27 protein-coding genes and 2 pseudogenes are annotated in these 25,294 nt (G+C 36.6%); 3 read left to right on the forward strand and 26 right to left on the reverse strand.

The window, feature by feature from the left end; translation table 11 throughout:
* Window positions 1-75: 75 nt before the first annotated feature.
* From AC04Q4_RS11640 to AC04Q4_RS11660, 5 genes and pseudogenes are all read right to left on the reverse strand, one after another.
* Window positions 76-2,094, reverse strand: coding sequence for an ATP-binding protein (locus AC04Q4_RS11640; protein WP_476389004.1), 2,019 nt, complete (start codon window positions 2,092-2,094; stop codon window positions 76-78).
* 172 nt (window positions 2,095-2,266) lie between these two features.
* Complete coding sequence (locus AC04Q4_RS11645; protein WP_119240418.1) at window positions 2,267-3,634, reverse strand: MATE family efflux transporter; 1,368 nt, start codon at window positions 3,632-3,634, stop codon at window positions 2,267-2,269.
* Window positions 3,621-4,364: an MBL fold metallo-hydrolase gene (locus AC04Q4_RS11650; RefSeq protein ID WP_476389005.1), complete on the reverse strand. Its 744-nt coding sequence runs from the start codon at window positions 4,362-4,364 to the stop codon at window positions 3,621-3,623. Before AC04Q4_RS11650 ends, AC04Q4_RS11645 begins: the two co-directional genes overlap by 14 nt.
* 294 nt (window positions 4,365-4,658) lie before the next feature.
* Window positions 4,659-4,820, reverse strand: a pseudogene (locus tag AC04Q4_RS11655) (DUF6440 family protein); the annotation flags it as partial.
* A 34-nt stretch (window positions 4,821-4,854) separates the two neighbouring features.
* On the reverse strand, window positions 4,855-5,706 hold the full coding sequence (locus AC04Q4_RS11660; protein ID WP_243097328.1) for an AraC family transcriptional regulator: 852 nt from the start codon (window positions 5,704-5,706) through the stop codon (window positions 4,855-4,857).
* Between the two features lie 163 nt (window positions 5,707-5,869).
* On the opposite strand from AC04Q4_RS11660, the gene AC04Q4_RS11665 reads away from it, so the two are divergent.
* Window positions 5,870-6,004 carry a hypothetical protein gene (locus AC04Q4_RS11665; RefSeq protein WP_476389006.1) on the forward strand — a complete coding sequence of 45 codons (135 nt, stop codon included), beginning with the start codon at window positions 5,870-5,872 and terminating at the stop codon, window positions 6,002-6,004.
* A gap of 72 nt (window positions 6,005-6,076) precedes the next feature.
* On the forward strand, window positions 6,077-7,276 hold the full coding sequence (locus tag AC04Q4_RS11670; protein ID WP_476389007.1) for an MFS transporter: 1,200 nt from the start codon (window positions 6,077-6,079) through the stop codon (window positions 7,274-7,276).
* A gap of 319 nt (window positions 7,277-7,595) precedes the next feature.
* Here the strand turns inward: AC04Q4_RS11670 and AC04Q4_RS11675 are convergent, their stop codons facing one another.
* The 9 genes from AC04Q4_RS11675 to tnpA all read right to left on the reverse strand — a co-directional run bounded on the left by AC04Q4_RS11675 (window position 7,596) and on the right by tnpA (window position 12,155).
* Window positions 7,596-8,786, reverse strand: a complete 1,191-nt coding sequence (locus AC04Q4_RS11675; RefSeq protein WP_173738210.1) for a phosphopentomutase — start codon at window positions 8,784-8,786, stop codon at window positions 7,596-7,598.
* Between the two features lie 16 nt (window positions 8,787-8,802).
* Window positions 8,803-9,030 carry a helix-turn-helix domain-containing protein gene (locus AC04Q4_RS11680; RefSeq protein WP_476389008.1) on the reverse strand — a complete coding sequence of 76 codons (228 nt, stop codon included), beginning with the start codon at window positions 9,028-9,030 and terminating at the stop codon, window positions 8,803-8,805.
* Window positions 9,031-9,430: 400 nt separating this feature from the next.
* Complete coding sequence (locus AC04Q4_RS11685) at window positions 9,431-9,772, reverse strand: ArsC/Spx/MgsR family protein (RefSeq protein ID WP_476389009.1); 342 nt, start codon at window positions 9,770-9,772, stop codon at window positions 9,431-9,433.
* Window position 9,773: 1 nt separating this feature from the next.
* Window positions 9,774-10,229, reverse strand: coding sequence for a YaiI/YqxD family protein (locus tag AC04Q4_RS11690; RefSeq protein WP_119240893.1), 456 nt, complete (start codon window positions 10,227-10,229; stop codon window positions 9,774-9,776).
* Window positions 10,230-10,239: 10 nt separating this feature from the next.
* Window positions 10,240-10,608, reverse strand: coding sequence for a VOC family protein (locus AC04Q4_RS11695; RefSeq protein ID WP_119240894.1), 369 nt, complete (start codon window positions 10,606-10,608; stop codon window positions 10,240-10,242).
* 56 nt (window positions 10,609-10,664) lie between these two features.
* On the reverse strand, window positions 10,665-11,075 hold the full coding sequence (locus AC04Q4_RS11700) for a peptide deformylase (RefSeq protein ID WP_119240895.1): 411 nt from the start codon (window positions 11,073-11,075) through the stop codon (window positions 10,665-10,667).
* A gap of 18 nt (window positions 11,076-11,093) precedes the next feature.
* A complete protein-coding gene (locus AC04Q4_RS11705; RefSeq protein WP_195456481.1) occupies window positions 11,094-11,309 on the reverse strand; it encodes a hypothetical protein in 216 nt (71 codons plus the stop codon).
* A gap of 31 nt (window positions 11,310-11,340) precedes the next feature.
* Window positions 11,341-11,745 carry a hypothetical protein gene (locus tag AC04Q4_RS11710; RefSeq protein ID WP_476389010.1) on the reverse strand — a complete coding sequence of 135 codons (405 nt, stop codon included), beginning with the start codon at window positions 11,743-11,745 and terminating at the stop codon, window positions 11,341-11,343.
* Between the two features lie 68 nt (window positions 11,746-11,813).
* The gene (tnpA, locus tag AC04Q4_RS11715) at window positions 11,814-12,155 is read right to left on the reverse strand and encodes an IS66 family insertion sequence element accessory protein TnpA (RefSeq protein WP_476389011.1); all 342 of its coding nucleotides are present in this window, start codon (window positions 12,153-12,155) and stop codon (window positions 11,814-11,816) included.
* A 125-nt stretch (window positions 12,156-12,280) separates the two neighbouring features.
* On the opposite strand from tnpA, the pseudogene AC04Q4_RS11720 reads away from it, so the two are divergent.
* Window positions 12,281-12,847, forward strand: a pseudogene (locus AC04Q4_RS11720) (transposase); the annotation flags it as partial.
* A 164-nt stretch (window positions 12,848-13,011) separates the two neighbouring features.
* Here the strand turns inward: AC04Q4_RS11720 and AC04Q4_RS11725 are convergent.
* The 12 genes from AC04Q4_RS11725 to AC04Q4_RS11780 form a co-directional block, all read right to left on the reverse strand.
* Entirely contained in the window at window positions 13,012-14,166 is a 1,155-nt protein-coding gene (locus AC04Q4_RS11725; RefSeq protein WP_476389012.1) for an AAA family ATPase, read from the reverse strand.
* 19 nt (window positions 14,167-14,185) lie between these two features.
* A complete protein-coding gene (locus AC04Q4_RS11730; protein WP_476389013.1) occupies window positions 14,186-15,028 on the reverse strand; it encodes a hypothetical protein in 843 nt (280 codons plus the stop codon).
* A 57-nt stretch (window positions 15,029-15,085) separates the two neighbouring features.
* Window positions 15,086-16,057 carry a WYL domain-containing protein gene (locus AC04Q4_RS11735; RefSeq protein ID WP_476389014.1) on the reverse strand — a complete coding sequence of 324 codons (972 nt, stop codon included), beginning with the start codon at window positions 16,055-16,057 and terminating at the stop codon, window positions 15,086-15,088.
* A 15-nt stretch (window positions 16,058-16,072) separates the two neighbouring features.
* A complete protein-coding gene (locus tag AC04Q4_RS11740; protein WP_476389015.1) occupies window positions 16,073-16,528 on the reverse strand; it encodes a very short patch repair endonuclease in 456 nt (151 codons plus the stop codon).
* Window positions 16,529-16,532: 4 nt separating this feature from the next.
* A complete protein-coding gene (locus AC04Q4_RS11745; RefSeq protein WP_476389016.1) occupies window positions 16,533-17,297 on the reverse strand; it encodes an HNH endonuclease in 765 nt (254 codons plus the stop codon).
* 306 nt (window positions 17,298-17,603) lie between these two features.
* Entirely contained in the window at window positions 17,604-18,587 is a 984-nt protein-coding gene (locus tag AC04Q4_RS11750) for a DUF6339 family protein (RefSeq protein WP_476389017.1), read from the reverse strand.
* 10 nt (window positions 18,588-18,597) lie between these two features.
* Window positions 18,598-19,455 (reverse strand): hypothetical protein, encoded by an 858-nt coding sequence (locus AC04Q4_RS11755; RefSeq protein WP_476389018.1) that lies wholly within the window; start codon window positions 19,453-19,455, stop codon window positions 18,598-18,600.
* On the reverse strand, window positions 19,442-21,388 hold the full coding sequence (locus AC04Q4_RS11760) for a hypothetical protein (protein WP_476389019.1): 1,947 nt from the start codon (window positions 21,386-21,388) through the stop codon (window positions 19,442-19,444). The genes AC04Q4_RS11755 and AC04Q4_RS11760 overlap by 14 nt, the downstream gene beginning before the upstream one ends.
* A 14-nt stretch (window positions 21,389-21,402) precedes the next feature.
* Window positions 21,403-21,633 carry a hypothetical protein gene (locus AC04Q4_RS11765; protein ID WP_476389020.1) on the reverse strand — a complete coding sequence of 77 codons (231 nt, stop codon included), beginning with the start codon at window positions 21,631-21,633 and terminating at the stop codon, window positions 21,403-21,405.
* 205 nt (window positions 21,634-21,838) lie between these two features.
* Window positions 21,839-23,401 carry a DNA cytosine methyltransferase gene (locus AC04Q4_RS11770; RefSeq protein ID WP_476389021.1) on the reverse strand — a complete coding sequence of 521 codons (1,563 nt, stop codon included), beginning with the start codon at window positions 23,399-23,401 and terminating at the stop codon, window positions 21,839-21,841.
* Window positions 23,401-23,754, reverse strand: a complete 354-nt coding sequence (locus AC04Q4_RS11775; RefSeq protein WP_476389022.1) for a helix-turn-helix domain-containing protein — start codon at window positions 23,752-23,754, stop codon at window positions 23,401-23,403. Before AC04Q4_RS11775 ends, AC04Q4_RS11770 begins: the two co-directional genes overlap by 1 nt.
* A gap of 345 nt (window positions 23,755-24,099) precedes the next feature.
* The gene (locus tag AC04Q4_RS11780) at window positions 24,100-24,996 is read right to left on the reverse strand and encodes a ParB/RepB/Spo0J family partition protein (RefSeq protein WP_476389023.1); all 897 of its coding nucleotides are present in this window, start codon (window positions 24,994-24,996) and stop codon (window positions 24,100-24,102) included.
* Between the last annotated feature and the right edge of the window lie 298 nt (window positions 24,997-25,294).

A 25,294-nucleotide genomic window follows, 5' to 3' on the forward strand; every position in this document is an offset into this window, starting at 1 on the left:
CAAAGCCCCCACAAAATAGTGGGGGCTTCTACCATTTCATAAGAGCCTTAGCGGTATGTTGTTTCTTTATGTTCTTTATAAATATTTCATCATTGTTGGAACAAGAATATTCATATCAACAGGCTTTGCAATATGAGCATTCATTCCAACAGAAAGAATCTTTTGTGTATCTTCCGCGAAGGCATTGGCAGTCATCGCAATAATTGGAATCCCGGCTTTTTTAGTATCCTTCATCTTTCGAATGGCTAATGTGGCATCATATCCATTCATAACCGGCATCTGAATATCCATAAGGATCATCTTGTAATAATCAGCATCAGCCTTTTCAATCATGTCAATGCATGCAACACCATCATTTGCAGTCTCAACAATACAGCCTTCTTCCGTCAATAGCTCCGTTGCGATTTCTGCGTTGATCTCATTATCTTCGACTAATAAAATCCGAACGCCGTTCAGGCAATTCTTATTACGCAGATTACTTTTTTTCTTCATCATAGAATCTTCTTTTGACGCTTTTCTGCAAGGAACAGTCACTGTAAATATGGATCCCTCACCCTGCTTGCTTTTCACTTCTATTGTGCCATCCATGAGATCTACAAGCTTTTTCGTAATACCCATTCCGATGCCGCTGCCCTCAATATGACTGACTGTAGAGTTACGTTCTCTTTCAAAAATTTCAAAAATGTGCTTTTGAAAATCTTCAGACATACCAATTCCATTATCGGTAATGGTGATGATCATATTGCACCAGTCATCTTTTTCACAGGATTTCTGTACAACATCACAGGATATCGTACCTCCTGTATTTGTATACTTTATAGCATTGCTTATAATGTTGAAACAGATTTCTGATAAGTGTGGTGCATCCATATATACATACGGATACATAATTTGTTCCGTCAGAGAGATTGTCTGATTTTTACTTTCTGCCAGCTGTTGGAACATAGCGACACAATTTTCAAAGTTTTCATGGACATCCGAAACATCATATTCCATTTCGATCTTATTATTTTCAATCCTTGCAAGATCCAGAACATTACTGAGTAACGACAAAAGTCTTTCTCCGCATATTTGTATTGTTTCAAGATATCTGCCAAGTTTTTCTGTTTCTTTCAAATGTCTGGATGCCAGATCTGCATAACCAATAATTGCATTCATAGGAGTCCTGATGTCATGAGACATATTGAACAGGAATGATGATTTTGCTTTATTTGCACATTCTGCTTTTAATTTAGCTTCCCGCAATTCTTCCTCTTGTCTTAATTCCCGCAGTTTTTCTTCTGTCACATCTCGATTTGCAATCAGAACTGATGTAACCTTTCCATTTTTATCATAGCTCTGAGGAACAACCATGGAAAGAAACCATGCTCCATCCTTTTTTTTGAATTCGGAAGACATAGATTCTTTATTATGGAGCCGTGCCGCCATGGTTTGTAAATCAAAAAAATCTATATACTTCTGTACAAACGGTTCTGCTATCACACCTTCAATAATCTTAAACTGAGGATCCCAATCTGCAATATTATCTTTTATATCCAAATCCATTTTTCGAGATCTTTTGACAAGTTCAACCTTCTTTGTTTTTAAATTCAGCCTTGAGATGTGATAATAGGCAGTGCCTAATCCCTGAAGTGCCTGCCGAGTTTTTTTGACCTGCTTTCCCAATGTGAGAGGAAACTCTTCGCCGTCCATCTGTTCCAGATCTGGTGCTGATTGATGCAGATGCTGAACCAGCCATTTCCCATTCGCCCGCTTATAGATAACGGTAAATCTTGTCTCCATTTCAAAACAGCTTGAACCATCCTTAAACAGACCCACAAAATCTACTGTCCCATATGCAAGAACATGGTCATCATCAAGTCTTTCTTCTTCCTGATGTAAATTTCGCACTTCAATTCTGATTTTACCTCTCCGTTTTACATCCAATTTAAATGATTCTAAAAACTCCTGCAGATTCCTGTAAAGCTCATGTTTCCCGGTTCCAATCAGACTGATATTTTCGTCAAAGTAATTTTCGATACCCAGATCATTTGCTGAATCAGCGTTAATATATATTTTCAAAAGCTGCTCTGTGAGTTTTTTGAAATCATCCATACTCTTTTCCCCCGCCTGAAAATCCAAAATGATTTTTGGTTTTCTGCCTAATTCCAAGTTTCTCCATTTGCCATTTTCTTCCCGAATTTCTGAATTTCTGAATTTCTGAATTTCTGAATTTATATTTCACATCGTTTACTTTATTATAGCATAGCATCATATTGTTATGCCATCAGTTTTTCAAGCCAGGTGTCCCTGGCAATTGTGACACCACTTCAACAGGCGGCCATGATCTTCTGAGAGCCACATAGGATATTAAAAAGTTCGCAAACCAACCAGCTGGTACAGCGAGCCAGACAAATACAATGCCAAAACGCGGTGCACAGATCAAAGCAACAGACAGGCGAATCGCCAGGTTCACCATGTTTGCAATGAGGAACGGGCGCATGATTCCGAGACCACGAAGGACCCCATCTGTTGCCATTTTGATTCCCATAAAGATGAAGAAGTAACCGAGCCATCTCATATAACCCTCGGATACCTGGTAAGCCAAGGCAGTTCCATCTTTACCAAGAAATAGCGAGGAAATCTGAGTATGTAATGTTTCAATGACTATAAAAGCAAGAACTGCAAAACATATATCTAACACCAGTGCTGCGTGATATCCTTTTTTGATCCGTTCAATTTTCTTTGCACCAAGATTCTGGGAAACATATGGGGAAACCGCATTGCCGATCGATACAAAAATCAATGAAAAAACATTCTCTACCCGCATCGTCGCAGCATACCCCGCGAGTGCCTGTGTACCGAAGGGATTTACAACTGCCTGTACGATCATCATACCGATGGACACCGTAGACTGCTGAAGAACCGAGGGTACAGCAATTTGAAGCATGGAATGTAACTCCTGCCTGTCAAACCAGTCAAAGTGACTTTTATATCGACGCATCCTGCTAAGGAAAAGCAAGAGTGAAAACACCGCAGAAATTCCCTGTGCTATAAGAGTCGCAAGAGCTGCGCCAAACACGCCGAGACCAAGTCCGGCCACCATCCAAAGATCCATAAAAATATTTAAGATTGACGAAAATATCAAAAGCCCCAGTGGGATTTTTGATTCGCCTATGGAAGTAAACATATTGGAAAGAATGTTATACATAAACAAAAAAGGAAATCCCACGAAATATACCCGCAGATATAACACTGCATCATTCAGTATATCTCCAGGGGTTTGCAACACACTCATCATCCAGTGGGAAAAGCAAAAGCCGAAAACACCAAGGACTATGCTTAGAATTAAAAAGCTAAACAAGGATGTTGACACGATGGTTTTCATTTTTCCATACTCCCTGGCACCGAAATAGCGGCTCACGAGCACACCTGCACCGACCCCGGCGCCCAGTGCCACACAAATGAAAACGTTGGTCAGTGCTGCACAGGCACCAACAGCTGCAAGTGCGGAGGAGCCAACAAACTGACCGACGATGATGGAGTCAGCCATATTATATATTTGCTGAAAAAAACTGCCCAGAATCATTGGCATTGCAAAAAACGTCAGTGCTTTAAGAGGCGCATCTGTGATTAAATACTCATCTTTTGACATTATCATATTCCCCCACAGGTTTCATAATTTCACTTATTCTTCCTTTCATCAAAATTAGTTTTGTACATTCTGTGTTTCTAATGCGTGACTTATATTGCGGATATTCAGTAATAAACCGCTTAATTACATTGGCATCATTCCAGTAATGCATTGGAAAAATGACATTGCAATCTACATTTTTAAGGAAATACAGGATCCCGTCGGCATAATGATCTCCCTGTCTCGGATCCAGGGGAACAAATGCAGCGTCAAAATACATACCCTTGATTTTCCTGATCTCCGCACGATATGCTGAAGTAAGTCTCTGATTATCAGTTTTCGGCTCACCATCCCAATACCAGTCGTTTAAGTCACCGGCATGGTAAATGATGCCTTCCTTTGTTTTAACAATAAATGCAACACCACTATCGTTAGATAATAATGTATCGACTTGGGTTCCATTATCCAGATTATAAGTTTGATCATGATAAACATATGTGATCTTCATACCCGACAAATGGTTCCTTTTTCGTATATCATTCGCCAGAACTGCCTGATAAGTCATACCCATATCATCAAGGATCCCAAAGATTTGTGGGTTAAAATGATCCTTATGGAAGTGACTGCAAAAGACGATCACTTCTTTTTCCTTGTCAAGATTCGGTAATTCACCCTTGTAATAATCAAAAATATAGTAGCAGTCTCTTGTTTCAAGTAAAAATCCACTGTGATTAATGTAAGTAATTTTCATAATATCACCTGTATAAATTAACGCCGGTACCGGATAGCAAATCAACACATCCCCTTACTTTAAATAATGTCCTCACCCAGACCAGCCGATATAATATAGTAAACCTCTTTTTTACCAAGATGCTGCCAGATTGGATAAGTACGGTCAATAAAAGTCTTCATCTGTGCACTGATTCCATAAAAATCAACCAGATCTTACTTCCATATCTATTCCCCAGCGACTTCCTGGTTATAAATTTGTCGATTTCAAGCGGGGAGAAGTAAATCTCCCCACCATCATCAGATTAATTTCCGTTTAGAAAAGTTGTCCTGGGAGCTTGAGTTTCTCTTTGTAAGTAAAACTCTTATCAAACTCTTCAGAATCCAGAAGAGGTGTAATACCGGCTCCATTTCCAGATGTCCAACAAAGGTAATTAACTCCCGTCTCCTTATCTACAAAAATTTGACGAATTCCTTCATATGCAGAATCTTTTTATTGTTCATAAATTATACTATTTTAAGCATATGCAACGATATTCTGATGGTGTTAAATGATAACGCCTTTTAAACAATCTACAAAAATAATCTACATTATGGAATCCGCTTTCATAAGCAATTGTTTTTACTTTTTTATTCGTATTTTTCAATAACCAGGAAGCTGCCTGTAAACGATATCCTATCAGATAAGCAACCGGCGTAGTATGTAAAAATCGTCGAAACAAATTAAGTGCTGTACTTTTGCTTACTCCTATATGTGAAGCTATTTCATCCAGCGACAACCCATGATTATAATTTTCATGTATATATTGCATCATTAACTGTACTCTTTTCTGTGCAGCCTCATCAACTGTTTGCACCTCTTCTTTACCAGATAACTTTACATTTTCATAAAAAATCAGCCATAAATTCTGCAACAATGCCAAAGTAGCAAGCTCTCTTATTTTCTCATTCTCCTGTATTTCCATTATTTTTATCATAATTTGTATAATTTTTACCTGCCATGATTCATTAATTCGAAAACATTGAAAGGATATATTCGATGAAATGATTGGTAAAATATATTTTTTATAGATCAAACTGTTCTCTGGCGCAATAAATTCGGGCATACATACAAAATTAGGAATAACACCATCAGATGATGCATAAAACTGATGTAATATTTTAGAATTGATAAAAATCGCTTCTCCTTCTGACAATATAATCTTTTTTTCGCCTATCCCACATGTAACTTGTCCAGACTCGACATATAAAAACTCAAATTCCCTGTGCCAGTGCCATTCAATACAATGAAAATCAAACAATTCCAGATTATCATAATAATACTGGAATGGATAAGCACTGCTTCCATGCTGTTTAATTTCCATGAACTCCTCGTCTGTAAGTATCTTATTATATGTTTTATTATAATCCATCTTCATATCACATTCTTTCTTTTACGATATTATACAGTATTTCTACAATTTAATTCAATGTATATATCTAATATTTGCTATATAATCAAGTAAAAAAAAGGAAAGAGGTATTCTTATGATTTTTAAATGGATGAATGAAAGTGAGATCAGCATTGAAGGCGACTTTATCCTTAAAGTAAAAGTATCTCATGATTTTAAAGAGACCTATGATTCTGCTTCTGTAATGGTAATGGCAGATGTCAGTCACTAGGCAAAATGTTGTTATGAGCATCTTTCTATCGAACATAAAACTGTTAAAAACATTCGGAGTGGAAAATAAAAAATGAATGCTATTAAAAAAACTGACTACCATAAGACAAAAATTGCCTGTTATATGGGCTTTATCACACAGGCTATTGCGGCAAACTTCGCACCGCTTCTTTTTTTGAAATTTCACAGTGACTACCATATTTCTCTCGGTAACATTGCTCTGATATCCACTTTCTTCTTTTTCACACAGCTTCTGGTTGACCTGTTCTGTGCCAAATTCGTAGATCATATCGGATATCGTGTGTGCATTGTTGCATCAGAAATATTTGCTGCACTGGGTCTGCTTGGACTGGCATTTTTACCTGATTTTTTACCTGATCCTTTTATTGGAATTATATGTAGTGTTATTGTTTATGCCATCGGAAGCGGTTTAATAGAAGTACTTTGCAGTCCTATTATCGAGGCCTGTCCGTTTGAAAACAAAGAAGCAACTATGAGTCTGCTCCATTCGTTTTACTGTTGGGGAGCTGTTGGGACAATTTTGATTTCCAGCTTATTTTTCCTGATATTTGGAATAGACAACTGGAAATGGCTCGCCGTAATATGGGCAATCATTCCTGCAGTTAATACTTATAACTTCATGACCTGTCCTATTGAACCTCTGGTTGACAATGGTTCTGGAATGGGAATTAAGAATCTGTTTTCCAAACCATTTTTCTGGGTTGCAATATGTCTGATGATCTGTTCCGGAGCTTCTGAACTTGCAATGGCTCAATGGGCATCTGCTTATGCAGAATCAGCACTTGGATTATCAAAAACACTGGGGGATTTAGCAGGTCCATGTATGTTTGCAATAACAATGGGAATCAGCCGTATAATTTTTGGGAAATATGGAGAACAGTTAGATTTAATCAAGTTTATGAGTGGTTCAGGCATATTATGCGTTGTCTGTTATCTACTTACTGCTTTATCATCCAACCCGATTATCGGACTTATCGGTTGTATTGCATGTGGATTTTCAGTTGGAATCATGTGGCCTGGAACAATCAGTATTTCCTCAAAAACTTTTCCAACAGGCGGAACGGCTATGTTCTCTCTTCTTGCCATGGCTGGAGATTTAGGCGGCAGTATTGGACCTGGAATCGTTGGTCGTATTACCCAGAATGCTGGAAATAATATCCGGATTGGCATGGGATGCGGACTTATTTTTCCGGTAATTCTATTATTTATGCTGTTTCTTCTATATCGAAAAAATCAGTGCAATCAGAAATAGTACTGTATAAAGTAAACATAAAACAGCCTGGATTTAAACCCTATTGAAAAAATGTGGTCAAAAATGAAATTCATTCTCAGAAAGAGAAAAATCTGTATTGCATCTGAACTACCTGAAGCTGTAAAAAAAACAGGTCTGGACACACTGAAATCATTTCAATGTATCTAGACCTGTCTTTTAGTTATTGGTTCGCACGAATCATTTTATATCGATTACCTAATGTATTTTTATAGTTCTTTTACATACACACCGTTTTCTTCACAAAATCCCAACCACATTTAATAAGGGTTTCATACCAGTTTCCTCTTTCCCGTTCCTTTTACTTCAGTTCACTCAGAAGAGAACTTCCAATTGTTCCTTCTGGCATCTTAACCTCAAAATTATCTGCGATTGTTGCACCGATTACTGCAAAAGTATTCTGATCTTCCAGCTTTCCATATCCCTCCATAGATGGGGAATAAGCAAAAAATGGTACTTTTTCTCTTGTGTGATCAGTTCCTGTATGTGTCGGATCATTTCCGTGGTCAGCTGTAATGATCAGAAGGTCATCCTCACGAAGTTCATCAAGAAGTTCACCAAGTTTTACATCAAATCTTTCAAGTTCCTCTGCATATCCCTTTACATTGCGTCGATGTCCCCAAAGAGCATCGAAATCTACAAGATTTACAAAACAAAGCCCCTCAAACTCTCTTTTTGCAATGTCAATTGTCTGCTCCATTCCATGAACAGAGCTTTTTGACTTATTGGACTCTGTCAGTCCCTCACCGTCAAAAATATCAAAAATCTTTCCAACGGAGATCACATCATAACCTGCATCCTTCAATGCATTAAGCGCAGTTTTCCCGTAGGGCTTCAGTGCATAATCATGGCGGTTGCTGGTACGTTTGAACTCACCTTTTTTCTTGCCAAGGTAAGGTCTTGCAATAACACGTCCGACTTTCCACTCATCCCTCATAGTGATATCACGAGCGATCTCACAGCAGCGATACAGTTCATCCAGTCCGAATGTCTCCTCGTTTCCGCAGATCTGTAATACAGAATCAGCAGATGTGTAAACGATCATATGACCGGTAGCGATTTCTTCCTCAGCCAGTTCATCAAGGATCTCTGTTCCACTGGAGCTCTTGTTTCCAATTACTTTATGTCCCGTTCTCTTCTCAAGCTCATCGATCAGCTCTTTTGGAAATCCGGTCTCTGTAAAAGTCTTAAACGGTTTTGTGATGTGAAGTCCCATCATTTCCCAGTGTCCTGTCATAGTATCTTTTCCGGTACTGGCTTCTTCTAAAAATGTATAATAACCCATTGGTCGCTCTACTGCTGCAACCTGTTTCAACGGATGAAGATTTGCAATTCCAAGCTTCTGAAGGTTTGGAATCGTAAATTCATCTACATTCTGGGAAATATGTCCCATAGTATCTGTTCCTTCATCCCCGTACTGGGCTGCATCCGGCATTTCTCCTGCCCCAAAGGAGTCTATTACAATAGTAAATATTCTCTTATATTTCTTCATGGCTTTTATCTCCTTCCTATTCTTCCAGATATCTGCTCATTTTCACGAACTGCTCTTGAGATACGGTAATCTTTCCGTTTTCCAGGGTGATCAGATTCTCTTTTTCCAAGGCTGCAATACTTCTCTGAACACTTCTCACATTGAATCCAACTCTGTCGGACAGCTCCATCTGTGTCTTGTTCAGCCGCAATATGCAAGTATTTATTTCTTTTTTACATGCGTAGGACTCTAAAAGATACTTCATCAGACGTTCCTTACAGCTCATGAATATATATTTACGGTGATTTACGCTTTCAGATGTCAGGGTTGACATCACGTTTTTCGTCCGCAGAAGAAGTACATTTTCATCATGCTGTATGAGCAGAAGGAAATTGCCCGTCTCAGACGTGAATTACGTGATGCCCAAGATGCACTTGATGTGTTAAAAAAAGCAATCAACATTCTGGGAAAATGACGGAAGCCATTTATCTTGAAGTGTCTGAGAAGACGGAAGCTGCCAAAAAGGCTGGACACCGGGTTTCCGTCTCCGGAATGTTGAAATTTTTAGGTGTCTCTCGCTCAGGATATCTTGCATGGCTCCACCACGTACCTTGCCTTTCAGTTGAATCATTTGTTTTATCCTGGTCAAAAATCTACCGGCACTCTTACTTCCACGTCTTCCAGATATCCGGCTGATATCCAAGAGTGGATTGTTTTCCATTACGAACCACCGGTGACTTAATTACCTGCGGGTTTTCCAGTACCTTCTCAAGTTTATCTTCCTCTGCAATGTACTTAATGAGCGCAAGCAGATCCTTATCCTTGCCCTCCCAGTTGATCATATTTTCCAGTCCACCATTTGCCTGAGCAACTGAATTAAATTCGCCCTTACTCATGCCCTTTTCTTTCATATCAATAAACTGAAACTTGATCCCACGTTCCTTAAAGAAACGTTCTGCTTTCTTTGTATCATTGCACTTCTTTGTCCCAAAAATCTGTATATTCAAATCAGTTCTCCTTATCCATCGCCATATGTATCATTTTCTCGAAGGATTCTCTGAAATGCTCATCATCCTCCGATGTTCGTTTTCTTGGGCCTTTTAAGTGATTCTTTCCGGATGCCCTTCGTGCTTTCTTATTTAAGTGACGCTCCATAAGCATCTGGTCAATATTCTCATTGGTATACCATTTCCCGGATTGATGAATCGCATATGCGCCCTTTCCAAGTGCCATTGCCGCAACTCCATAATCCTGTGATACAACAATATCGCCTTTATGGCAAATGCTGATCAGTTTATAATCCACTGCATCTGCTCCGGCTCCAACTACGATCACTTCACTGTAATCAGATGCTAACACATGATTGGTATCACACAACAACGTTACCGGGACACTATGCTCTTTTGCAACTTTTTCTACAATACCAACTACCGGACAGGCATCTGCATCAACAAAAATCTGCATATTTTCTCCTTTAATTGTAACTAAATGGCGTACGAACCTCAATAAGATTACCACTGGGATCATAGAGTCTTACAAGCATCTGCCCGCCTGCAAGTTCTGTCAGTTCTGTGGCATATCGAACGAAATACTTACCAGATTCATATTTCGCAAGCAATCCATCTATATCAAAGTCCTCGAAATACAGTTCCATCATGTTATTGAATGGCGTAGAAGTTTCATTCAATGTTTTCCCCCATACGTCGGCATCCTGCAAAACAAGTCCCTCCGATAAGATCACATTACCTTCATTCTTAAGAATCACTTGCAGTCCAAATAAGTCCTTATAAAACTCTATGGATTTTTCTATATCATCCACCACGATCAGTACGTTTTTCAGCATATCCGTCACCTCACAATCCGCTTTGAGTCAAGCGAATATTCGCAATCCGCATGCGGTTAAATAATCTTTCCAGACAAATGATCAATTTCATGCTGGCAAATCTGTGCTGTCCATCCTGACAATTTCTGGCGCTGTTTTTTCCAGTTGAAGTCATAATATTCTACTTCAATTTCCTGGTATCTGGTCGTCTTACGAACACCATCCAGAGACAGACAGCCTTCTTCTGTCTCATACATATCACGCTTTGAAACAATCACCGGATTGAACATCACAACATCCATGAATCCCATATTCACAATGATGATATTCTTCTTTACACCAATCATATTGGCAGCCATACCAACGCATCGCTCCCGGTTCGCCTGCAGTGTGTCCTGCAGATCCTTCCCAACCTGAATATCTGCTTTCGTGGCTGGTTCAGATGGCTGGCCTAAAAAGAAAATGTCTCTTACAATTTGCTTTACCATTTTTTCTCCCTGTAGCTTTCATTCTACTTTTTCCAATTTATTATTTACATCGAGACAAACTTTGTCTCCTTCATTGATATTACGCTCATAGAGCCTGGCGTCCTCCGCTTTTACTGTCACTTCTTTTCCTGAAGAATCCACAAGAGTCACTATTGCCATGACTGATGCATCATCCGGTCGTTCTTCACAACCAAAATTCAGGTCTTCATCGATTCGTTTTACTGTGTACATCATAACTCAATTCCTCTGGAGATAATATTAAGAATCAGTTTTCTACATACCTTCTCCGATAATATTCCATCGTACGATACTCAATAATATCTTTCATCTGCTTCTTAAATGCATCAACTTTAATTACATCTGCCAATTCATCTCGTATTCCCAGTGCATAGCCGTCCTTATCTATAAAAAATCCTTTACACGAAGCTTTTAAAAACTTAATCGGCATACTTTTGGCTTTGCTTAAATGCTGTTTGTCTGTTATCTTCCGATACTCTTCGTATGAGGTTACTTTTGGAAAATCCTTCCAATTCGTTCCTCGATCAAAGAACTTTTTCCAGCTCTCCACTACCTCAGCATTTGTAACAGCCAGCCGTACGTCTCCCTCGTTATAGAAACCGTACAGGATCGGCATCTTATACACTTTCTTCATATCCGTTGTTTCAATCAACTGCAGAAACTCTCTTCCAATGTAAGCGCTTAATTTTTAGGTATGATAGAAAAATCCCCGACTACTTTTCAGTAGCCGGAGCACCTTGCTACGAAAATAAAACTCGTAGCAAGGTGCATAGGTCTGTTCCCATTATCTGGGATCAGTCCTGCTGGAGAAGACTCCGGTTCTATAGCAATCTGGACTACATCCTGTTTATGGGATGTAAGGTCAAGAGTGCTGGCTTTTCCAACTGGATCCGGTATCTGACAGGCTTTTTTGCGGAGACGGGTAACTGCATTGTAAAAACAGCTGGGAGATATCCCATGCTCATTACACCATGCAGCATCTGTCGGGCCACTTTGTCTGCATTCGGTTACCAGTTCCATCCATTCGTCCAGGGAACGCCCTGGAGCACGTTTCTTACTCATAATGAAACCTCCAAATGTAGTAAATTTCTATCTCCTATCAAGCGGAGTGTAGTAAAAATCTATTTACTATCATTATGAGTTTAAAAACGTAGACAGTAAAGCTACCCAAGATTTAAGCGCTTACGATTCTCCGTGAAAAAGCGTCGTTTCTTGCAGATGAACTTACCAGTCGGACTCAAAATAACAAGGTAGATTACGCTGTGGTTTACGGTGAATTCATGTACAAAGCTGATCCATGGCCTTATGAAAGACGCATTGTGTGCAAGGTTGAGACGCCAGAAAACCAAATGGTTTACATGTATACCTTTATCGTCACAAACGTGGATTCCTCACCGGAATATCTCATCAAATTTTACTGCAAAAGAGGTCTGATGGAAAACGTCATCAAAGAAAGCAAATCTGGTTTTGATTTTTCTGCGGTGAGCAGTCACAACAGAATCGTTAATGCAAACAGAGTCCAGGTACATGCTCTTGCCTACAACATATTTAATTGGTTTAGACGATTGGTATTATCAGCAAAAATGCGGAAACAACGCATTGATACCGTCCGTTTAAAACTGCTGAAGATTGCTACAAAAGTAATTAATTCAGCAAGATATATCACATTCAAGCTGTGTAGCAGCTGCCCATATAAAGAAGAGTTTTATGACACCCTTTCTGCAATAGGTAAGCTGAATGTACAGCTGGAATAGCAACTGTCAACGAACCTTGACAGCGTGATAATTGCTCAAAAACTCGTCATAGGGATTTTATGCCCTTTTTCTGACAAATTGAGAGAAGTTATGGCTGCATGGATCATTTTTTCAATTCATGGTGCAAGTTTTAGGTTAGAAATTGTTCCATGAATAATTCAGGATTATTTATATATATGCGGATACAACAATTCACTAATCTTATTCATGATAATATTATTGATATCACGCATATTATCATAATTCGCTACATCTATTTGCTCTATAACGGTTTCTGTTTCTGTTTTTATATTTAATCCAAATTTTGTATAAACATCTTCTACAATAGACGTCGCTCTTTTTTTCACATAGAGCTTTTTTTCTTCTTCCGTTAACTTTGACAAAGAATACTTAAGGTTAAATCTCGATATCAACTCTCTAGACAACTTTTTCGAAACATCCTCTGCCGGTAAGTTGGCTGTGAAAATAATTATATATTTATCCAAATCATAGTCACGTCCTAAAGAATCTGTAAAGATACCGTCCTCTAATAACTGTAGAAAAAAATTTTGTACTTGTTTATCACATTTTTCAAACTCGTCAATAAGTATTACCCTAGATTTGCTATTATTTAGTTTCTCCGATAACTCCCCTTTGCTACTTCCTATATATCCACGAGGGCTTCCAATCAAACTACTAAGTGCATTCTGATCGCTATAGTTTCCAAAATTAATTTTTATAAAACTCTCGCCCGGTGATAATGTTTTATGAAGTATTCTTGCAACTTCTGTTTTTCCGATCCCAGAACTTCCACATAATAATGCAGAGAAAATAGGTTGATATCCTAATTTATTGAATACACGATATTTTCGGAGTTCTTCTTGTAATCTACTTTTAAACTTCAAATTGCCAATCAGATTCTCTTGAATATTAGTAGTCAATTTTTCAAATTCTTCTTCTGACAAATCTATAAGACTTTGACTTTTCTCAATCTCTATACTCAATTCTGTTTCAAAAGGCTTTACGCCTTTCACAAGATAAAACATTGTATCTTTTATGATGTATGTATATCTTTTATCAATCACAAAATAGACTGGCCAATCCTCTTGAAATTTATTCACTATGCTTTCTATTATCAGAGAGAAGCTCTGAGCTTTTTCATCATCCCTAAAATATGGAGTGATATCAAAAATGACACCAGAGTTATGAACTTCTTCTAAATCTTGTTTTAACTGTTCATCAAAGTGTAATGTTAAAAAAGTTAATCCTTTTTCCTCTGCTGCTTCAAAAAATAGATATCGATTCCTCTGATCATATTCATAAATATAAAATTGTTTCAAGCATTCACACCCCTATCATCTAAAAGGATATATCCTGTACAACAGCAATCACATCTAAATAGTGATAAATGTAATCCAGCCCATCATTTTTATCTGTTGACTCGCTAAACGCTCCACCAGAATCATTTTCAATAATAGTCGAATAGTCCTTTTGATCCTGTACCTGAGTATTCCCTGAAAAGCGATTCAATTTACGCATTAAATCTATTTTTTCAAACGCACCTCGATAAATGCCCATCAACGTTACTTTTCCTATCTCAAGATCACTCAGACTATATTGGTTTTCCAATTCATTACCCGTCTGCATAGGTATTTTAATAACCAAACGTTGTTTTTTTCCGAACTTTTCCTCTGGCAATTCTCCTTCCAATATATATGCAGCATCCTTTAACATTACTGATAATAATGCTGTTATATCAATATCTCCCATTCCTTCAACAGGTACTTTTCCAATTGCCCCGCTAATCATAGTTTTTATCCCTAACACTTCATCTTCGTTTGTGATATTTAAGGATATATCTTTCATGCGAACCAAACTACCTATGGTTTTATCATTCAACTTTTTTATTTCTTTAGCTTTTGAATATATTGTTCTAAGAATTGTTGATTTGGTAGAAATAACCTTTACAGTATCAATTACTTTATGAGATTTACTTCCTGCCATCTCACCTTTTATCTCAATTTTTGGCATATATTTTCCAATAAATGGTATTTCATCAAAAGAACCTAAAGAGCTATTTCCATTACCTGTAGTATTGAACTTTCCCTCTTTCTCTTTTTGTTTTGTTTCAATGATTTTATTGTCAATAAGCATGGCAATCTGATATGCCTTTTCATAATTTATGTAGTATATATTAAACATTTTCAGCCTTTCATTTGTCCAAGACTTTTATCTTACTAAAAAACTTTCATGTATCGATTATTTAAGTGCTTTTCTCAACTGCTTCCGATATTCTTTGCACACACCTTCTGGACCAACTATTTGTATTTCTCCAGCATATGTAAATACCCAACCAAAAAAGGTCTTGATGACATTTGCTAAGACCGTAGTCTGAAAACGATCCTTTGAAATATGCTCTACATCAAAGTCTTCACCAAACTTATCTACAATCTTTTTCATCAGATGATTCGGGCAGTCCAGTACAACTTGCTGCAACTCTCCATCGAACATCTTAAAAGATTTATTGGCATATTCCGGAACACTGAAACCTTCCGGCATCGGTGTGCATGCTTCATCCATAATTTGCGGTACACACATGCGATCAATACGGAAAGTAACCACTTTATTATGCTTCTTAGAATATCCAAGAAGATAATAACGATCATCATTCCATAACATTGCATACGGAGAGTTCTCATACCACTCTCCATTATTTGTACATACGAGCTCTTTATCAGCATTGTATTCCATATACTGGAATCGGATCTTCTTTCCAGATTCAATAGCCTCGTTGATCATATCTACCACATAGAGTAATTTGGAATTTTCTGTTTTGATTCTCTCTGATGTATAAACTCGAGCAACTAACTTCTCCGCTTCGTATTTGCTTGTCAACTCACAAATCTTATCAATCAGATCCTGACTCTGTTTCACTCCAATAAATTGAGAAGAAGACACAGCATCGATAAGAAGCTTTAATTCCGGCTCATCAAACGGACGGGCACCATAATGATACAGCTTAGAATTGCTTGGACCTATATTGGCAAGGATTTCATAGCCTGCATCATTGAGAGCTTTTACATCATCTCTAATGGTATTTCGATTGCCGTTGATTCCTCTATTCTCAAGCATCTCTGTTATGTCCGCAACAGAAGCTACATGCTCATCGTCTGTATTCTTTTGTAAATACTTTAAAAGCAGAAGAAGTCTGTTTCGGTTATTGTCTGCCATAACAATCCTCTCTATCTATATATCGGTTTCAAATTCATCGTGCATTGCCATTTTCGAATCAAATACAGCTTCTTCGATTACAGAGAGACACTCATCAGGATGTTTTTTTATATCTTTTCCCCAAAATCTAATAACCGTCCATCCAAGATATAACAATTTTTTATTTACTTCGTCATCCCGATTAATATTTCGTGAAATCTTACTTATCCAGTATTCACTATTAGATCCAGCACTTAATCTTGGCTTTAATACCTCCCAATCTTTACCATGAAAAAACTCACTGTCGCAAAAAATAGCAATTTTATACTTGGTTAACACGATATCTGGCGTACCGGGTAGTTCTTTAAAGTTTTTGCGATAACGATACCCATTTTCCCATAATTTTTTTCGAAGTAAAACTTCTATAGATGTATTTTCTGATCGAATACTTTTCATATTTTTAGTTCTTTGTTCTGGAGTAAGATTATCCATATAATCACCCTAAGAAGACCACATCGTTATGATATTCAATGAAGTCTTTACCTGGAAGAAACTTATCTGGTAAGAGAATCTGTTTTCCTTCATATCCAAAAAACCATTCTCTAGTTCGTTGATCCATGTCAACATCCTTTAACTGTTTCGATATAATTATACCATATGATTTATCTAATGTTATTAATCCTCTATCAAAGGCTTGATCATGCAAAGAATTTAAACATAATCCATTACTAGGATTTGTACGTTCAGTATGTTTATCACATACACTCCAAGGCTTAATATGACTTGCTATTAACAACTCGGGCTTACTCATACCAGTAATGCAACATCTATTACTATATGAATTCAAAACCGCCATTCTAAAGAAATACTGACCTACACGAGATTTCAAAAGTTGTTCCTTGTACTCACCAGGTGGCAATTCATCAATATCCCCTAAGTCAATGATTTCTTGAATACTAATATGTTGCATCTTGGCTTTTATTTTCTGAGCTTGGTAAGCTAATTCTTCTGTAAATATTTCTCCATCAAGCTTGCTTCCATGTGACATTGCCATAACATTTCTTTTTTGAAGTTCTGGATCATAATGAGCTAAATTATGCATTTTTAAACCTACTGACCCTGGCGTTCTGCCTAACAGATTAGCCAACTCTATAATAGCTGGATTGTTTTGGCTAATTTTTCCAAACGGAGTTCGACAATATAAATCAAAAGCCAAAATAGTTTCTTCTCGAGACCATTTGACCCCATTTCTATTTTTCATAGAATCACCGCCTCTCCACATGTAAATACCGATAAAACAGTGCATACTGCACGGTCAATGAGTGCATTCGTTCCGGTGAACAGAGCATGACGATAATATGCGTTCATATATCAAAATCCGAGTCAATGGCATGGTCTGTGGCGGCATAAATGCCCCATTGACACAGTTTTTGATATATGGCCTTTCATAATCAAGCAGATTAAAGGATTGCTCTGCTTTCCGGAAAGTGTGCACTGAACTAGCGGAAGGGATGCGCTGAAACTCCGTGCAGTGTGCTCTGACCGGTCAGTATATACACCACAAAAACTATTTATTATTTTTTATATCTTTAATAATATATTGTTTCCCTGAAATGGTCACCTTTGCCCCTTCTCTTTTACCTGACAAATTACGAGGCTTTGTGGATATTCTTTTTCCTAAGACAGTGGCAAATCCATCCTGTAAAGTGAATTCAGGTCCATATGACTTACCTGTAAGATTATTAATAAGTTTAAATTTATATCCATTTTCGAGAGATGCCGCATCATGTACTTCACTCATTACATTATGGCAAAGTTCTTCAGCCTGTCCTTTATCAAGGAAATCTAAAACAGTAATAGCTCCAGATTGATTTAGTTTAGCTAAAAACAAACGTATTTCTTCTCTTGACATATCTGGATACTTTTTCAACTCTTTTAACGCTGCCAGCACTAGTATTTTGTTACGGGCATAAGATCGTTCTGTGATGGAAGTGAATATGTCCTGTTTACTAAAGAAAAACTCTGTATATTCATATGGATTCCCATTTTCATTATCCTCGTCATATGTAAGATAAGAACTCCAATACAATCGCGCAATGCCATGTCTAACAAACGCTTTTCCTTTTGATGCCTTGAAGAAGTATCTTGATCCAACTCTATCAACAGCCTTATCGCGTGGAGATTTCTTTGAATCATTCTCCTGATCTTCTTCATCAGGAACATCTATCTTCCATCTTTTACACATATAGTCCCAGTGCTGTACATGTGCAAGATAAGCCCATAGACGTAGATCACTAGCTTGTACAGGATTGAGTTTTCCTTTGAATGCTTCATATATTATTTTAGCATTTTGAAAATCCGTATCAGATTCTCCGAGAACCAGCTGGTAATCTGAAACTTCAATTTTGCTATCAAAATAATAATTAGGGGTCTCTTTTGAAATGAAATACTGATCAACCCAGCTATCTGTACTTTCATATTTTTCTAAATTCTGTGAAATTTCTTTTTCAAGTACATCCAGAGATTTTTGTTTTAAGAAGTATAATTTCATAACATCCACCTTAATCTATTTGGCTCAAAAACTTAAGAGCTGCTGCTGAATTGTTACCTAATAGCAATTCGGCCGATGCAAACGGCTTATCTAATAATTGTTTATACTTGTTTTCATCATTTTCAGCACATCTTTTTAAGTTTACAACAATTGTTTTGTACCAAGTTTTTGACTCAAAGCCACTTGTTTCATCCGGATTTCGTTCATCATTTGCAATAGTCATGATTGCTTCAACCAATGCAGGTATTGTTAAAATTGCATTCAATGACTTGTATTTTATTCTGTTATAACCGCAATCCATATAATCACTATACTGATCTTTAGGAAGCGTTATCTGTATAATGCTTCCATTGAAATCACACGTGATTTCCTTAATCTTATCACTTCCTCCAATATTTACAATTGAAGACCCATTTTTAATAATGTCATTCTTATAAAGAGCATCAAATGTCCTTTTCTGACCAATACCAATAATATCACCTGCATTTATTTCAAATGTCATACCTTGATATTCTTCTTCAAAGTCAGCATTTGTAAATCCTTGAAAGCTTTTTGCTGCAATAATACATGGAGTAAGTTCAACTCTTTCATGTATTTCTTCAGGATTTAATCTCACAACTTTATTATCGACAATCCTGTACAGCTTTCTAAACCAAGTCGATACACATTGCACCTCAATCGCATAAGTTAACACTCCCTCCTCCACAAGAGTTCGTATTTCATCATTTTCAACATCAAATGATGGATGAATAGCATACCCATCCGGTTCGAGACAAACTGCTAGCTCGCCGGTAAACGAGGTGCTCTTATAATCTTCTTCATATTCTCTAATTACTGGATATGGATAATTAATATTAACGTTTAACATACGCACGAACCTCCAATGTTTTGCGTGCCGTTTCTAATAGTTTTACCCGCAAGATTTTTTTCTCGCCCTTTTTAGCAACTCCCATTTCTATCATTCCATTTTTAATCTCTAATGATTTTCCATCCATAGTTGCTTTTGCAATTTCTGCCTTTGAAAAATTATCATCATCACTTCCAAGACGAATTCCAAGAATAAGATTATCTGCTTTTTCATCTAAGACAAAAGAAATTTTATATTCGCCGGTACTGGTGTCATACGGCGTTTTTACACGAGATATAAAAATTTCTGTTGCTTTGCCAGTTCCATTTCCGCGCTTATTATCCCTATGCTTCTTTTCTCTGTCCTTATCTTTATCTCTGTCTTTGTCCTTGTCTTTATCTTTATCCTTATGTTTAGAACCGCCATTCTTTTTCATACTTATATCAGCCATTCTTCGTCTTTTTCCACTTTTGACACTCTGAATTTCAAATGATAATGGCCTAAAATCAGCAAAAGCTTTTTCTTCCTTATTATCGTCATCCGCTTCTTCATTTGGAAGAAATTCACTCAAACCAAAAGCATCAACAGCTTCATCCCCAAAATCAGGCATTTCTTTCTTAACTGCATCAAGAATAATAGAATGTACTCTATTGATTATTCCTTTTGCTTTGGTCTTTTCCTCTTTATATTCATCGGCTGCCCAGTCATCATGCGCTTGATTTTCACATTTTCTAAGAAAACTGCTGATGTTATCTTTAGGATCATCAGATGCAGCACCTGCACCTGTAGCAATAAAGATTCCTGTAAAATTCATTGGTATTCTAAATGCAGAATCTTCACGAATTTTCATGCCTGCTTGTCGCATTTCCAATACTTTTTTTTCAGAAACGTCATCTCCTGTAAGCAGATATAATTCATATTCACCCATGCTTTTTCCGTTAAAAGTAAAGTTCTCTTTGATTAACTTATGCGGACCAGAGAGCAGTTTCCAGTAAGAAGGTGCGGTAAATCTAAATGATGTATCATCACTCATATATTTCTTACAGTAATCGTCGTAATAAGAAATCATCTTTCCCAGATTATCTTGGTTAATTGCAACTATTTTATCGCCTTCAACGATTTCCACCTCAAGATTCCCTCTGTAAATGGAATAGAAGAAATATTCAATCACACTAATGGCAGATTGTTCAATCCAGTCGTTTTCTTTTTCAAAACCCAAAACAAAAATATCCGTTCCCTCTGTTTTTCTTCTAAACACTGGAGCAATTTCATCTGCAGAAAAAATAGCATCATAATTATCACTATTTACATCTGCAAATAATCCAATATTTTGTTTTAATTTACCTTCTTCTTTAAATGTCGTTAAAAGAGCTTTTCCCTGAAAGGCTATCTCATTATTAATAGTCTTGGTGGAATATAATACCGTTCTTAAAGATGAAAAATTATATGGTGCAAATTTACCTACACCAAACGCTCCACTAGATCCATTAGATTTATTTGTAGCACTACGCTCTCTGACCAATCCTGTCCAGTTGCTTCCTTTTTCTTCTTTTACTCCTCTTAAACCAGTCGTGTTATAATCACTGATTTTTAAAACTGGCACTTTACCCGATGTCAAAAGATATTTGTCAGCTGCGACTTGAATTCTCTTCAGCTTTTCTCCATCATCGCCATCTGGATAATACTGATAACATTTGTGAATCACATCATTTAACCTAGTTACATCAGGTATATCGTCACGATCAATATAAATCAGTTCAAATCTAGTACGTACCGGACTATCTTCAGGCAAACCAGGATTTTTTGCATCTGTTACATTTTGAAGTATTTCCTTTGCTAAACCTTTATAAGGTTGTCTTTTAAAAATACCTATACCCGATTCATTTACACCAACTTTATCGGCCGCACCTAAATCTGAAAATATCCATTTATAATTATTTTTCCACTGATACATGTATAATCCCCCAATTACTCAAGTGTAAATTTGCTACCTTTTTGACTATCCTGTTTGCTATATCTTTTTTTTGCTTCATCTAATTCAGCTTGGATTGCATTAAAAATTTTATTTACATCTTTTTGAGTATACTCATACTGATTCTGATTTGAGCAATTTCCTAATAATTGAATCATATCAATAATCTTATTTGTACGAGCTTCTGCAATTCTTACAAATTTTTCTCGTTTTGTTTCGTTACCCATGATATACCTCCGCGAAAAATAATTTCAAAATATATTGTATTAATAATAATATTTTTATTATATATAGTCAATGTATTATTTATATTATTTTATAATTATTTCAAAAATAACAATCATCAAAATTTGTCAATAATATTTTTTACATAAATATTATTTCTCAAATAATAGCAAAACAGGATGATCATATGATCATCCTGTTTTATTATTATATATATTTTAAAAGATGTTCCGCTATGCCTTTCGCCATTAATGGTGGTACAGCATTTCCAATTTGTTGATATTGTGCATCTTTAGGACCTTTAAAAATAAATTTATCTGGAAACGATTGAAGTCTTGCTGCCTCCCTAACACTAATAGCTCTATTAAGTTGTGGGTGAATCCACATTGATTTACGAACATTTATTACTGTACCACTCGGCTTAGTACTATCCAGTCTTAAATATATACTATTCTGAGTTCTCGACGGATCAGCATAATTATCTTTTAATTCAGTAGATAATTTATGAAAATTCTCACCTTCCTGTAATGCAACAAATCTTTCAAGCGATTTTTCTCTTGTTTTAGGAACAATATGGTTTTTTACACCTACAGAACCTAATCTCATAAGTTTTGCATATTCGGAAATATTCCCTGATTCCTTATATTCTTGAACATCTTCTTCAGTTACTGTGTCACTTGTCTGATATGGCATCAAGTCCATAATGGCCTCTCCTACAGTGATAATTGGAAGATTCTGGTCAACTGGCATATCTATAGATGGTTCTTTTATAAAGTCTTTATTTATTCCAATCATAATGAATCTTCTTCGTTCCTGCGGAACTCCAAACCAAAGAGAATTTACTACTCCAGAATTTTTAATGTATTTATCCCCTAATATTTTATTCACATACTCATAAACTGTATAAGAATTTACAAAAGCAGATATCTTCCCTGTTATAGGATTCCTTGTTAACTCATATAAAATTTCATTATCATCTAATTCTTTTTTCAATTTAAATGATTTTTGGAATTTTAAAAATCTACCTAATTCTTCAAACCATCCCATACTTAAACCATTGCAAATAGAATCCTTAATCACTGTTAAAATATCAAATGAGCATGTATCCTCATTCAAAAATTCTTCTATCTCTTTTATTAAAACCTTAGCGTTCTTTTTTATATATTTTTCTAACTTTTCTTGATTCTTTCTGTTTTTATACAAGACATTAAGAAGTTGAAACAATTCATCCGACACTTGATAAGCTGATTCATCATTTTCATTTATAATAGTCAGCAGATCAAATTCTTTATACATTTCATCGGACAAAACTAATTCATCTTGTTTCATTTCGATTCCAAGACTGACCACTTCGTCATGATCTTTTTGAGAATCATAAAACTTGTGTGTTTTTGATGCAAGCATAGCAACATTTTCCATTATGAATGCTTTAGGCTTAATTTCTTTAACAGCACGAAAATATTCTTTAACTAGCGAATTATTCATACTCACAATATGATTTTTTTGCCTATTCGCATTTGAAAAGCCCTGACAAGGAGGACCTCCAATGATTACGTCAATTCCATCAAACTTTTCTGCTAATTTTTTAAAATCACATTTTCTAACATCATCTATCATATCAAGTTTAGGGTTAAGATGATTGGCCTTATATGTTTTCTGTGCGTTCCTATTATTTTCTGCAGCTGCAACTACAAGAAATTTGCCGGTCATTTCAAAGCCATAACTAAGGCCACCTGCACCTGCGAATAAATCTACTGTTTTATACATCATTACTCGATCTCCTTTGCATATCTAACAATTTCTGTAAGGGATGTACCTTCCAGCTTTCTCTGAGCCAGAATCTCTAATAAACAGAAAACTTCATCATGCTTTATTACATAATCGAGCAAATGTATCGGTAGGGTCCCTTTGGCTTTTGCCGCTTCTATAAATAATTGTTTCTTTTCTACTTCAGAAAGAGATAACACCTCAGAAACAGATTCCAAATCTGCTTCTGTAAAAGGACCGTTTTTTCCGGTCTCTATACCACTAATCAACATAGTAGATTTACCTATGGCATCTGCAATCTGTTTTTGTGTTACATCTTTTGATTTTCTTAGTTCTTTAAAATAATCTCCAAACATAACAACACCTTTATAAATAAGTAAGTATACTTATTTAGTATAGCAGCTTTTTTCTAACAATACAAGAATAAAGAAGAGGATTTTTTGTTACAATCCCCTTCTCCTTTTTCTCAACATTATTTTCAAGTATCACAATGTGAAAATAATATTACCCACTATTTTTTTCATTGTTTCGAAAACTACCTCTATAAAAGTTCCAAACAAAAGCAACAACAATGATATTCCAGCAATCAACATAAAAAAAACTGCTTCCAGTCATGGTAACAAATCACAGTTCCAATCATCAATACACCTAATCCAAATACCACAAATCCTCTTGCAAAGCTGTAAATAGAAACCACTGCTTTAACAAAGATCCAGGAAGTTGCAATCAGAATATTCCTGTTCCATATGTTCATTTAAAATTTTCAGGATTTCCTGCGTCATCTGATCCACTGTCCAATCTCTTGGAAAGAACTGACGAAGCTGCCCTGATTTGAATGCTACACGTTCAAGATCTCCCTTCTTTACTTCACTCAATATATTCTGCATAGCTTCAAGCGTAAGCTTATTCATCTGACTGAACTTCTTGATCCTTTGGGCCTGAGATACAGAAGGTGCAGACTGCGCATAATCCATGGCATCCAGCAACATTCTCTGCTCATTTGGTTTCAAAAATGCGATTTCAAAAGCTGGATGGAATGAAATCAATCCATAATCCAGTTTTTCAAGCATCTCGGGTATCATATCTGCAATCTTCAGGTATCTCTGAATCTGCTTTGGACTGTCGAATCCTTCTTCGCTGAGAATCTCGACTGTTCTCTTTCCTATTAAAGAATTGCTGTACTCATCTTCTTCATCTTCTGGATGGAGCTTCTTCTTTTTTATATTTCTTCGCATCGCCTCGTACTTCATCTTATAAGCAAATGCTTTTTCACTTGGCAAGATGATGTCTCTCTGAAGATTGGCATCTACCATAGTTACAATGGCATCGTCATATCCCATCTTCCTTATAATGACCGGAACTATTTTTAATCCCAGCATCTGGGCAGCATGTTTTCTCCTGTGTCCGGAGATGATCTCATAACTGCCATCCTTTAATGGTCTCACCAGCAATGGTGTGAGGATTCCACAGTTTTCAATGCTTTCCTTTAACTGGATCATTGGATAATCTGCTGTCACCTTGAATGGATGGTCCTTGAATGTGCGTAATAGATTGATATCCATTTCCACAATCTGTTCCTGTGTAGTCTGTTCTGACATGTTTTTTCCTCCTGTCTGTGTCCTAAACGAATCATCAAAAGGTCCACTGGACCTTTTGGCTGATATGCTATGGCAAAAAAGCTCGTTCAGGTTGATTTTTCATAATTTAACCCAAACGAGCTTCATATCTGCTCCCGGAATGATCCGGATATGTTATTTTTCATTTCCATTTTGGACTCTAACGAACCCAGGCTTTCCCCAACGATTAGCATAGCTTTCCCTTTTGTGGGCGTTAGCAAATCGAACTCCAAATCTTTCCCCTATTTTAAGTGATGTTAGCAGGGTACCGGATTCCGTT

It is taken from the genome of Blautia sp. HA8986, from assembly GCF_056504635.1.

What these genes read in the sequence shown, in the direction of transcription:
- AC04Q4_RS11640 (WP_476389004.1), bottom strand. Translation starts at nt 2,094, where the DNA reads ATGGATGATTTCAAAAAACTCACAGAGCAGCTTTTGAAAATATATATT.
- AC04Q4_RS11645 (WP_119240418.1), bottom strand. Translation starts at nt 3,634, where the DNA reads ATGTCAAAAGATGAGTATTTAATCACAGATGCGCCTCTTAAAGCACTG.
- AC04Q4_RS11650 (WP_476389005.1), bottom strand. Translation starts at nt 4,364, where the DNA reads ATGAAAATTACTTACATTAATCACAGTGGATTTTTACTTGAAACAAGA.
- AC04Q4_RS11660 (WP_243097328.1), bottom strand. Translation starts at nt 5,706, where the DNA reads ATGGAAATTAAACAGCATGGAAGCAGTGCTTATCCATTCCAGTATTAT.
- AC04Q4_RS11665 (WP_476389006.1), top strand. Translation starts at nt 5,870, where the DNA reads ATGATTTTTAAATGGATGAATGAAAGTGAGATCAGCATTGAAGGCGAC.
- AC04Q4_RS11670 (WP_476389007.1), top strand. Translation starts at nt 6,077, where the DNA reads ATGAATGCTATTAAAAAAACTGACTACCATAAGACAAAAATTGCCTGT.
- AC04Q4_RS11675 (WP_173738210.1), bottom strand. Translation starts at nt 8,786, where the DNA reads ATGAAGAAATATAAGAGAATATTTACTATTGTAATAGACTCCTTTGGG.
- AC04Q4_RS11680 (WP_476389008.1), bottom strand. Translation starts at nt 9,030, where the DNA reads ATGAAGTATCTTTTAGAGTCCTACGCATGTAAAAAAGAAATAAATACT.
- AC04Q4_RS11690 (WP_119240893.1), bottom strand. Translation starts at nt 10,229, where the DNA reads ATGCAGATTTTTGTTGATGCAGATGCCTGTCCGGTAGTTGGTATTGTA.
- AC04Q4_RS11695 (WP_119240894.1), bottom strand. Translation starts at nt 10,608, where the DNA reads ATGCTGAAAAACGTACTGATCGTGGTGGATGATATAGAAAAATCCATA.
- AC04Q4_RS11700 (WP_119240895.1), bottom strand. Translation starts at nt 11,075, where the DNA reads ATGGTAAAGCAAATTGTAAGAGACATTTTCTTTTTAGGCCAGCCATCT.
- AC04Q4_RS11705 (WP_195456481.1), bottom strand. Translation starts at nt 11,309, where the DNA reads ATGATGTACACAGTAAAACGAATCGATGAAGACCTGAATTTTGGTTGT.
- tnpA (WP_476389011.1), bottom strand. Translation starts at nt 12,155, where the DNA reads ATGAGTAAGAAACGTGCTCCAGGGCGTTCCCTGGACGAATGGATGGAA.
- AC04Q4_RS11730 (WP_476389013.1), bottom strand. Translation starts at nt 15,028, where the DNA reads ATGTTTAATATATACTACATAAATTATGAAAAGGCATATCAGATTGCC.
- AC04Q4_RS11735 (WP_476389014.1), bottom strand. Translation starts at nt 16,057, where the DNA reads ATGGCAGACAATAACCGAAACAGACTTCTTCTGCTTTTAAAGTATTTA.
- AC04Q4_RS11740 (WP_476389015.1), bottom strand. Translation starts at nt 16,528, where the DNA reads ATGGATAATCTTACTCCAGAACAAAGAACTAAAAATATGAAAAGTATT.
- AC04Q4_RS11745 (WP_476389016.1), bottom strand. Translation starts at nt 17,297, where the DNA reads ATGAAAAATAGAAATGGGGTCAAATGGTCTCGAGAAGAAACTATTTTG.
- AC04Q4_RS11750 (WP_476389017.1), bottom strand. Translation starts at nt 18,587, where the DNA reads ATGAAATTATACTTCTTAAAACAAAAATCTCTGGATGTACTTGAAAAA.
- AC04Q4_RS11755 (WP_476389018.1), bottom strand. Translation starts at nt 19,455, where the DNA reads ATGTTAAACGTTAATATTAATTATCCATATCCAGTAATTAGAGAATAT.
- AC04Q4_RS11760 (WP_476389019.1), bottom strand. Translation starts at nt 21,388, where the DNA reads ATGTATCAGTGGAAAAATAATTATAAATGGATATTTTCAGATTTAGGT.
- AC04Q4_RS11765 (WP_476389020.1), bottom strand. Translation starts at nt 21,633, where the DNA reads ATGGGTAACGAAACAAAACGAGAAAAATTTGTAAGAATTGCAGAAGCT.
- AC04Q4_RS11770 (WP_476389021.1), bottom strand. Translation starts at nt 23,401, where the DNA reads ATGATGTATAAAACAGTAGATTTATTCGCAGGTGCAGGTGGCCTTAGT.
- AC04Q4_RS11775 (WP_476389022.1), bottom strand. Translation starts at nt 23,754, where the DNA reads ATGTTTGGAGATTATTTTAAAGAACTAAGAAAATCAAAAGATGTAACA.
- AC04Q4_RS11780 (WP_476389023.1), bottom strand. Translation starts at nt 24,996, where the DNA reads ATGTCAGAACAGACTACACAGGAACAGATTGTGGAAATGGATATCAAT.